8 protein-coding genes and 1 pseudogene are annotated in these 9,877 nt (G+C 34.1%); 5 read left to right on the forward strand and 4 right to left on the reverse strand.

What is annotated here, in order from left to right; translation table 11 throughout:
• The first annotated feature begins 286 nt into the window (after window positions 1-286).
• Window positions 287-898, forward strand: a complete 612-nt coding sequence (locus F6K27_RS25815) for a hypothetical protein (protein WP_287275609.1) — start codon at window positions 287-289, stop codon at window positions 896-898.
• A gap of 217 nt (window positions 899-1,115) precedes the next feature.
• Here F6K27_RS25815 and F6K27_RS25820 read toward each other — a convergent pair whose 3' ends face one another.
• Complete coding sequence (locus F6K27_RS25820) at window positions 1,116-1,670, reverse strand: SGNH/GDSL hydrolase family protein (RefSeq protein WP_124145668.1); 555 nt, start codon at window positions 1,668-1,670, stop codon at window positions 1,116-1,118.
• A 433-nt stretch (window positions 1,671-2,103) separates the two neighbouring features.
• Here F6K27_RS25820 and urtA point away from each other — a divergent pair, with 433 nt between their 5' ends.
• The 3 genes from urtA (at window position 2,104) to F6K27_RS25835 (ending at window position 7,250) form a co-directional block, all read left to right on the forward strand.
• Entirely contained in the window at window positions 2,104-3,381 is a 1,278-nt protein-coding gene (gene urtA, locus F6K27_RS25825; protein WP_124145669.1) for an urea ABC transporter substrate-binding protein, read from the forward strand.
• Window positions 3,382-4,154: 773 nt separating this feature from the next.
• Window positions 4,155-5,312, forward strand: coding sequence for a branched-chain amino acid ABC transporter permease (locus tag F6K27_RS25830; protein ID WP_287275611.1), 1,158 nt, complete (start codon window positions 4,155-4,157; stop codon window positions 5,310-5,312).
• A gap of 1,038 nt (window positions 5,313-6,350) precedes the next feature.
• Window positions 6,351-7,250: a MarC family protein gene (locus tag F6K27_RS25835; protein WP_287243849.1), complete on the forward strand. Its 900-nt coding sequence runs from the start codon at window positions 6,351-6,353 to the stop codon at window positions 7,248-7,250.
• Between the two features lie 131 nt (window positions 7,251-7,381).
• Here the strand turns inward: F6K27_RS25835 and F6K27_RS34410 are convergent.
• Both F6K27_RS34410 and F6K27_RS25840 read right to left on the reverse strand, forming a co-directional pair.
• Window positions 7,382-7,555, reverse strand: a pseudogene (locus F6K27_RS34410) (hypothetical protein); the annotation flags it as partial.
• A 52-nt stretch (window positions 7,556-7,607) separates the two neighbouring features.
• Complete coding sequence (locus F6K27_RS25840) at window positions 7,608-7,856, reverse strand: DUF6888 family protein (RefSeq protein WP_287275613.1); 249 nt, start codon at window positions 7,854-7,856, stop codon at window positions 7,608-7,610.
• A 175-nt stretch (window positions 7,857-8,031) separates the two neighbouring features.
• On the opposite strand from F6K27_RS25840, the gene urtC reads away from it, so the two are divergent.
• Window positions 8,032-9,171: an urea ABC transporter permease subunit UrtC gene (urtC, locus tag F6K27_RS25845; protein WP_287275658.1), complete on the forward strand. Its 1,140-nt coding sequence runs from the start codon at window positions 8,032-8,034 to the stop codon at window positions 9,169-9,171.
• 134 nt (window positions 9,172-9,305) lie between these two features.
• Here urtC and F6K27_RS25850 read toward each other — a convergent pair whose 3' ends face one another.
• Window positions 9,306-9,476 (reverse strand): hypothetical protein, encoded by a 171-nt coding sequence (locus F6K27_RS25850; protein WP_287300933.1) that lies wholly within the window; start codon window positions 9,474-9,476, stop codon window positions 9,306-9,308.
• Between the last annotated feature and the right edge of the window lie 401 nt (window positions 9,477-9,877).

The raw sequence follows: 9,877 nt of genomic DNA on the forward strand, positions 1-9,877 counted from the left end.
ATGCAGAAATAGTTGAAAATTTTATTAGAAAGTCAAGTCATATTTTGTCATTGTTACCCAACTTTTTCATTCAAAAAATTCTTGGGCATTGCGGGATATGGCAGAAAAATTATTAGAAGTAAATCAATGAAGTTTCTGGCAGTCAGCTAATCAAAAAATGTTGAAAAAATTACAGGCGATCGCTCTCGAAGCAGAAGGAGTAATTGAAGAAAAAGGAATAACTTGAAAAGGGAATTTAAAGTGTTATTTTTAAATTATTACTTAGTATCTTTAACTTGGAAATACTATGAAAATAGATTGGAACTTTCCTGAACCACGCTTGGGTATTAAAGGTAGTATTGACAAATTTTGTGGCCCCGGAGCTACTCGTCTAGAGATGATTCTACAGTCAGTTGTACCCATATTTGCAGGTTCTGTTGCTGCATATTATGGTTATTTAGGTGAATTTGGATGGTCATTAACACAATACTTGGTTTGTTTTGTCATTGGGTTTGATATCGTAGGTGGAATAATCACTAACTCAACATCAAGTGGGAAGCGTTGGTATCACCGTGCTGGTCAAGGTTTCACAGAGCATATGTCTTTCATTTTGCTTCATTTTGTCCAAATTACTACAATCGCTTGCCTGTACATGGACTTCAATCTTCTCTGGATCTTTACGGTGGGTGGCTATCTGGTTGTGACTTCTACAGTAATTCTGATAATACCACTATATCTTCAACGTCCTGTTGCACTGATTCTGTATAGTATAGCCATTGTATTGTCGATTTATCTGTTAGAAACGCCTGTAGGACTTGAATGGTTTCTTCCTTTATTCTATCTAAAACTATTAGTTAGTCATATATTACGAGAAGAACCTTACAGACCAGATAATCAGATTAAAAGGGATAATGCCTAGTCTTTAATTGATAATGGATAATGAATAATGGATAATTATTTTTGTTTCGCTTTCCGCAATTATCAATTATTAATTATTAGGAGATGCTTTAAACCGAATTGATTAATTATCAATTATCCATTTATAAGGTACTGTTTTTTATGATTTTTTTTTGCTAAAACAAACTAATTTTACACCTTATCAGTACGAAAATTGCTATATTCAAATTCAACCAAATCTATAACCTTTTCAAAATAGGCATTAATTTTTCATTGAATGCTTTATATCCTGCCCGATTAAGATGAAGAAAATCTCTACTATATTCTTCCTTAACTTTTCCTTGTTCATTTGCCAAAATCGCTTTTGTATCGAAAATTATCACATCCTTGTTTTCCAAAGAATAAATAAAATCATTCACTTCCTTAATAGCTAACTCTACATCCGGCGACCAAAAAAGTTTTCTCTCAAGTGGCACTTCAGCAATAGGAAAAATAGTTGTCAGAATCACAACCGCACCAAGCTGACGAGATTGCTTGACAATTTCTTTGACATTTGATTTACAGTCATAAATAATTATCTCTTTATTCTCAGGAAATATTGGAATTCTGTATAAATCATTCACACCAACTTGAACTATCACAATATCCGGAGATAAAGGTTTTAGATGTTGATTCAATCTTCCTAAAACTTGCCCTGTAGTTTGCCCATAAATTCCTCGATTAACAAAATTAAAATCATCAAAACCTTTAGGTGAATTCCAACCACGGGCACGAGAATCTCCAAAAAAAAATATAGTTTTTTTTGATTGAGATTTTTAGCCTCTTTGGGATTAGTATCAATCGGATAATATTTTATGGCAAGTGGATTTAATTGTAGAGAGTTTAATTGTAAATAATAATTCCTACTCCTAAAAAATAGGAAATTCAGCCCTACTGAAACTAATATAATTATTGATAAACAGATAATTATCAATTTGTTTTTGTTCATAATTCATCAACGCTAAAATCAAAGTTAAACTAATCTTAGCAAGAAGTAATAGAAGGCAAAAATGACAACTATTGAGTAATGATGGCTATACTGAGGGTTTTACTCAAAAACACTATCTATATATCTAGTCTAGTGAGAAAAAACTATAACGTTATAGATATATAGTGTTTGGAACTTAAAAAGTGCCTAAGTCCTGGTAAAGTTAAGTTTGAAATTAATTATAGTGAAGTATTTTTGTTATGGCTAAAGGATTAGAACGCAGGAAATTTTTAATTTATAGTTCTGCTGCTCTAGGTACGAGTATTTTTCTCAAAGCTTGTGGTGGTGCTAATAACACTAACACTACATCTGGGGCTGACACAATTAAAGTGGGTATTCTCCATTCCCTCAGTGGCACAATGGCAATTAGCGAAACTACGGTAGTTGAAGCGGAAAAGTTAGCTATTGAGGAAATAAATGCTGCTGGTGGTGTATTAGGTAAGCAAATAGAAGCAATTGTAGAGGATGGTGCTTCTGACTGGCCTACTTTTGCTGAAAAGGCTAATAAACTTATTGACCAAGACCAGGTAGTTACTGTTTTTGGTTGTTGGACTTCTGCTTCTCGGAAGTCTGTTTTGCCTGTTTTTGAATCTAAGAATCATATGCTTTGGTATCCGGTGCAATATGAGGGTCAAGAATGCTCGAAAAATATTTTTTACACGGGTGCTGCTCCTAATCAACAAATTGAACCTGCTGTAGATTGGTTGTTAGAAAATAAGGGAAAGGAATTTTTCTTAGTTGGTTCTGATTATGTTTTTCCTCGTACTGCAAATACGATTATTAAGGAGCAGTTAAAAGCTAAAGGTGGTACTACTGTTGGTGAAGATTATTTACCTTTAGGAAATACGGAAGTTACTCCGATTATTACTAAGATTAAACAGGCTTTACCTAATGGTGGAGTGATTTTTAATAGTCTTAATGGTGATAGTAATGTTGCCTTTTTTAAACAGTTGAAAGGTGCTGGTCTGACTCCGGAACAATATCCAGTTATGTCGGTGAGTATTGCTGAGGAAGAAGTTAGACAAATTGGTAAGGAGTTTCTTATAGGTCATTATGCTGCTTGGAATTATTTCCAAACTGTTGAGACAGAAGCTAATAAAAAATGGGTGGCAGATTTTAAGGCAAAATATGGTGCAGACCGAGTAACAAATGACCCGATGGAAGCTGCTTATATTATGGTTTATCTTTGGAAACAAGCAGTGGAAAAAGCTGGTACTACTGATAATTTAGATGCGGTAAGGATGGCAGCTATCGGACAAACTTTTGATGCTCCTGAAGGTTTGGTTACTATGAATGCTAATCATCATATTTCTAAAACTGTGAGAATAGGTCAAGTTCGTGATGATGGTTTATTTAATATAGTTTGGTCTACTGAAGGAGCTATTAAACCTATACCTTGGAATCAATTTGTTCCAGCAACTAAGGGGTTTGCTTGTGACTGGAGTGACCCTAATAAAGGTGGTAAATACAAGATATAATAAGTCTTTGGCTATAAGTCAGAAATTAGAGTAGAATTTTGTACGAGTGGTGGATAAATATGTAGGTTTAATGTTTCTACAAAATATCTAATTTTGTGTGCTGTAATTAGTTGGTCTAAATAGCTCACTAATTACAGCGCTTTCTCGGATGGTAAAGTTGAGTTTAATATTAATTATTTACTTTATTCCCTGCTCTTTGTTAAGTGTTAGCCAAAAAATTAATAATTAATAATTAACTATTACCTTTCCTGAAAATTGATATGATTGACTAAAATAATTTTCTCTCTTTGTAGGGCGACAGATAGTGGCGCAGCTAAGAAGAGGTGTTCAACTTTAATTATTCGCGAAAAATCCTAAAAACTTCTACTTTCTCAACTTGAAAATTCCTTTAATTCTAATTGATGACTATTAAATTTATTCTTCCTTCTTCTTTCTTTCTGATTCTGGAATAATTATCATAACGGAAGAAAATAAAAGCTGGAAATTTCTGATTAGAAGTGGCTCGGTTTCATCTGTTTAATCCGAGAAATGACCTATCTATATCATTATTTGCCTTGATTTATTGTTGTCTTTTTCCTATTTATAATTCTGGAGTAATTATCAAAAAAAACGGAAAAAAAGGAAAGCTGGAAATTTCTGATTAGAAGTGGCTCCGTTTGATCCGATAACTGACTAATATCTTGTCATTATTTACCTGATTTTATTTTCCCTTCTTCCCTCTTATCTCTTCCTTCTTCCTTCTTCCTTCTTCCCTCTTCCTTACCTTAATTAAAATGCAAGAATTATTAATCGCCATATTTAACGGTATAAGTATTGGTTCAGTCTTACTAATTGTCGCTCTAGGATTAGCCATTATTTTTGGACTAATGGGAGTAATTAACTTAGCTCATGGTGAATTAATGATGTTAGGTGCTTATACTACTTTCGTAGTTCAAAATATTTGTAATAGCATAGGTGAACCTATTTCTAATATTTATATTTTTTTCGCCATTCCTATTGCCTTTATAGTCGTAGCGATCGCTGGTTTAATTTTAGAAAAAGGGGTGATACGTTTTCTCTATGGCAGACCTTTAGAAACTCTATTAGCAACTTGGGGAGTTAGTCTGATTTTGCGTCAATTTGTCCGCAGTGTAAATGGAGTCTTAATTATTGGCATAACAGTTTTTTGTCTGTTTTATTTTGGCAGTCTTTACTTCCTCAAAAAACGTCGCTATGATTGGGAAAAAATTAAAAATTTAGCAATAGCAATTATTTGTTTCCTGTCTTTAGCGATCGCTACTACTTTGGGATTTTTATTGACAAGTCCTGGATTAACCAAACCTTGGTTTAGTTCTAGAAATGTTGATGTTACTGCTCCTGTTTGGTTACAAGGTGGATTACCTATTGGTGAGTTTCAATTACCCTATTCTCGGATTTTTATCATTATATTAACTGCTATAAGTTTGCTAGGTATTTACTTATTTTTGAATAAATCAAATTGGGGTTTAAGAATTAAAGCTGTCACTCAAAATAGAAGCATGAGTGCTTGTTTGGGTATTCCAACAGACCGGGTTGATGCTATTACATTCTCTTTGGGTTCGGGGTTAGCTGGAATTGCTGGTTGCGCAATTACTTTATTAGGTTCAGTCGGTCCAAATACAGGGCAAAATTATATAGTAGATGCTTTTATGGTAGTAGTCGTTGGTGGAGTAGGTAATTTATTTGGTACTGTTATTGCTGCTATGGGAATTGGCATTACAAATTATTTAATTGGTTCAGGAACTATAGCTTTAATTTTGGGAAATATAGAAAGTCTAAAATTTTTGACTGACTTCTTCAATTTTTTGGCAACTACCAGCATGGCAAAAGTAACAGTATTTGCTTTAATTATTGTCTTTTTACAAGTTAAACCAGCAGGAATATTTCCACAAAAAGGTCGAATGGATAATTGATAATTGATAAAGAAGCTAATGGTAAGCATTCAGCAGTCAGCTAACAGCGAGCCTCTTTCAGAGGAGCTGCCTCTTTCAGAGGAGCTTCGCTAACGCTAACGTTAACAGCTTTTGAGATACATCTATAATTTCCTGCCACAAATTATATGGTTTAATAACTCAGATTTATGGTTGAAAATTGGCGTTGCTTAAATGTAATGATAATTAGACATCTACTCCACCCATAGGGAGTAGGCAGTAGGCAGCTTTGCTGTAGGCGTAAAGAATTGATAATTTCTTTGGGATATAGATATTGATTTTTGATTCTTGGAGATGTCTATTAGCTGAAGGTCAAATTGAAAAACTGATGTTTTGTGCCCAAAGTTAATCTCAAAATCATTACCACTCAGCAACGCCTGAAAATTTAGTAGAAGTTAAAAAAACGCTGGCTTCATTCATTTTTATTGCTAGGAGCTGACTGCTAACTGCTAATAGCTGAATGCTTACCTCAAAACTATGGAACTTTATTGATAACTTAATAGATAATAATTGATATTATTTTTGATTGTTGAAAAGGTCTAATCTAAAGGAGGATGCCAACCAACAGCTACCCAAAGTTTTCTAGCAGCAACTCTACCGGATTATTAGTTCTTAAAGCTGTAACTGTAGCTCGACTAACAGCAGTTATACCTTCAATTTTTGTCCCGTAAGAACTCCATTAAAAATGATGAGACCATTCTTGTTGACGTGGATTAAATTTAGATGAGAGATGGGAGGTGGGGGGGATGGGGAGATCGAGACACCTAGAAACAAAAATCTATTGCACAGTTTTAGGCGTTGGTAATTGGTAAGATGATTTTCTACTAGGGGTGATACCATCACTTACTCTGGTTAGATATTTAGAGGTATCAGAAACAGATTACTCTTAAAGTTTCATCTCTTGATTTACCAACGCCGTTTTAGCTGTGTCAGTCTACTACTGAACTTATCAATTAAGTATGATATTCCCTGTGATACTCTCAATATAAAAAAGAAACGTTAGTTATAATAAAAAAACTTATGAGACAATGTAGACAAATACAACAACTTCTCAGTACCTTCAGGGCAGTCGTCTCCCGCTTGATCATTTTTGTGGTGGTAGTTTGTAACCTGCTGATGATATTTACCTCCTCCCCTACCCCAATGGCAACAGCCTCGCCAGGAGATAGTGTAATGTTAGCGCAAACTTTACAACCTTCAGAAGCCAGCAAAAAAACAGATGAGGCAATTATTCAAGATGTGGATGGTACAACACTTATACGCGAATATATCAGTAAGGCTAGGAAAGGAAGTATTTCTTCTGTCTTCACTATCTTCTTTTTGACTCTTGGGCCACTCAAAATTGTACCTATTTTTGTGAGTCTGACTGCTAATGCTGATGATACACTCCGAAAGAAAATGGCATTTCGTGGGTTTTGGATTTCGACCTTAGTTGTGATGTTGATTTCCCTTGTCGGTATAGAAATAGTGGACAAATATGGAATCCCTATTTCTGCTCTAATGATGGCAGCAGGAATTGTGCTGTTTTTAGTCTCACTAGGAATCATAATGACTCAGTATGGCTCGGCTGCTCCCCCTCCATCTTCTCCAGAAAATCCATCCCTTGATTTAGTTGTTACTCCCCTAATTTTTCCTACAATCTTAACCCCCTATGGAATTGCCATAGTTATGCTCATCATGTCCATTCTGAAGAAAGTAATAGGCCATGAAGTTTTGGTTTTGGGATTGTTAATGGTGATTATGGTACTCAACCTATTAAGTATGCTTTATGCCCGTCAAATTCTCAAGGTGTTGAAGCCATCAATTCTCAAAGTTATAGGACTGGTGTTAGGAATGGTTCAGCTTTCTCTAGGTATTACCTGGATATTTACAGCCATTAGAATGGAAGTTTTAGTAATTCGATCGCTTTTGACATCCTAACCAAGAAATAATATCAAATTCAGTAGGGTGCATTAATGAAATGTAACCCACCTTACTAGACTACTGATAATTGATAACTGAAAAGAAGGCGATCGCTCTATGATTCCAAAAGAAAAACCAAAACAAAAAAATCAAGTATTTTTCCAAAAATTATTCCTGGAATACTGACGCATTTGTTCAATAACTTCGGGATATTTATCCATATATTCTAATGATTTTAAAGGTGGATAAACTACTCTATCTTTCCTTTGATTTACTTGATAAATGTAAGCATAAAAAGCCTCTTCATCATCTTGATTAGATAAAACATAATTTTTAACTCTTGAGAAGTCATAGTTTTAAAATCAGGTTTTTTATTCATTTACTCCATTCACCATTAGGTTGAATTTGAATCTCAATATCTTCCTCAATTAACATAAATATATTCTTACTATGCTCATCTAATCTTATCAAGTTAATTGGTAAATAAAATTTTGTTACCCAACAAGATAGGATATAACATTGTAAGAGTTGTGCTTGTGTAGGAATAATTTTTCCTCCAAAAACTAAACAAATAACATTAGTTATCAGACAAAGAAAGTGATCGCCACATCTTGTAGCAAACATTTATAACGCTTGGTATTACCTAAATATTCAAATCTTTATCAGGCGAAGATTTTGAATTTTGTGAATATCTCCTTACTCTCATCAGATTTGGTATAAGATGAAACGATCTACTACAAATTTTGCACTAAATTAACTGTATATGTCTACTATTCTCCATATTCCTTATTCCCCAAATATGATCAAAAATCAACATCAGAAATTATTAACTCAAATCGGCATAATAACAACAATAACTTTAATATTTGCCATCATAATGCCATTAACTTTACCAGGATTTAGACTAAAATTATTAGGGCGTTTTCTCTCCCTAGCAATTGTGGCTTTAGGCATAGATTTAATCTGGGGTTATACTGGCTTATTAAGCTTAGGTCATGGCATATTTTTTGCATTAGGAGGTTATGCCTTAGCAATGCACCTCAAACTACAATTGCCAGAAGGAGAATTACCAGAATTTTTCACTCTTTATGGTGTAGAAAAACTTCCCTTATTTTGGCAGCCTTTTCACTCCTTTCCTCTCACAATTTTAGCAATTATAATTGTTCCTGCTATGATCGCAGCAATTATCGGTTATCTAGTATTTAAAAATCGAATTAAAGGAGTCTACTTTTCCATCCTTACTCAAGCAGCTTTACTTGTATTTTTTAACTTTTTCAACGGTCAACAAAAATTAATCAACGGTACAAACGGTTTAAAAACAGACACAGAAAAATTTTTCGGTATTTTAGCAGGGTCTGACCAAGCACAATTAATATTTTATGAAGTAACAATTATTAGTCTAATCGCCACTTATTTAATTTGTCGTTGGCTAACCAGTGGTAGATTTGGTCGTCTATTAATTGCCATTAGAGATGATGAAACTAGAGTAAGATTTTCTGGATATAATCCCACCGAATTTAAAGTTTTAGTATTTGCTATTTCTGGTGCCATTGCCGGAATTTCTGGAGCATTATATACAGTTCAAAGTGGTATTGTTACCCCTAGTTATATGGAAGTAGCTTTTTCAATTGAAATGGTTATTTGGGTTGCCGTAGGAGGTAGAGGAACTTTAGTCGGTGCAATTATTGGTACATTATTAGTTAATTTCGGACGTACTTTTTTAAGCGAACAATTTCCCCAAATCTGGTTATTTTTCCAAGGTGCGTTATTTTTATTAGTCGTGACAATATTACCTAATGGAATAGTCGGTTGGTGGCAAGAATATGCTTGGCTAAAGTTACGATCGCTCCTGGGTTTATCTCAGCCACTTATGACTTATCCTAATGTAGATGAAAATCCAGAAGTTCAGCTAGAAAAGGAAAAAATAGAAAAAGAATAATTCTAAGCATTTCCTACGGAATGCTGCGCAAACAGCTATTAGCATTTCCGTTTGTCATGCTACGCAAACAGCTTTTGAACATCTTTAAGTAATACCATTTCTGAATAGTAATGCTATGTTTGATTACCATCTCCCTATCTCCCCATTACTAAAGATACATAGCAAACTTTTTGAGATTTGGTATAACTACTAAGGTTAACTGATCGCCTTTTTCTTTCGGTGCGGAATACAAAAGCAAACATAACTTTTAATTCTCCTTGGAGACTAATTCCTCCTTCGGTGTGATCATGAGTTAATAATACCAAATTCAAAAAAGGTCGTTACAGTATTAATCTCTAAATTCCCACCAGCAGATAAAAACACTGTAGCAATATTTTAGAAATTGGTATAACTCATAGCTGATAGTGGGACTTACACAAAATAAAGCCAGAAAATAGGATCAAATATGTATGGGCAAGAGGCTTTTACGTCAAAAAGGCATAAATCCTGAATAAGCAGGGGTTCTAGCCATTTTTAAGGCATCAACGTAATTCCCTTGTCTAGACTGAATTTGACGCATTTTTCCTGCGATAAAATGTCTAAGTACCAATAGCTGATAATTGACCGCTGTTTGCGCAGCATTCCCCAGGAAATGCTTACGAATAATTAGGTTCAGATGAAGTAAAAAAATGGTAGAAAAAATTTTAGAAATTCAAAATTTAACAGT

This window comes from Okeania sp. SIO2F5 (assembly GCF_010692685.1).
Lineage (GTDB): Bacteria > Cyanobacteriota > Cyanobacteriia > Cyanobacteriales > Microcoleaceae > Okeania > Okeania hirsuta.

Excerpts from the sequence above, each read along its gene's own strand:
- urtC (WP_287275658.1), top strand. The coding sequence starts at position 8,032 with ATGATCAAAAATCAACATCAGAAATTATTAACTCAAATCGGCATAATA.
- urtA (WP_124145669.1), top strand. The coding sequence starts at position 2,104 with ATGGCTAAAGGATTAGAACGCAGGAAATTTTTAATTTATAGTTCTGCT.
- F6K27_RS25815 (WP_287275609.1), top strand. The coding sequence starts at position 287 with ATGAAAATAGATTGGAACTTTCCTGAACCACGCTTGGGTATTAAAGGT.
- F6K27_RS25835 (WP_287243849.1), top strand. The coding sequence starts at position 6,351 with ATGAGACAATGTAGACAAATACAACAACTTCTCAGTACCTTCAGGGCA.
- F6K27_RS25840 (WP_287275613.1), bottom strand. The coding sequence starts at position 7,856 with ATGTTTGCTACAAGATGTGGCGATCACTTTCTTTGTCTGATAACTAAT.
- F6K27_RS25830 (WP_287275611.1), top strand. The coding sequence starts at position 4,155 with ATGCAAGAATTATTAATCGCCATATTTAACGGTATAAGTATTGGTTCA.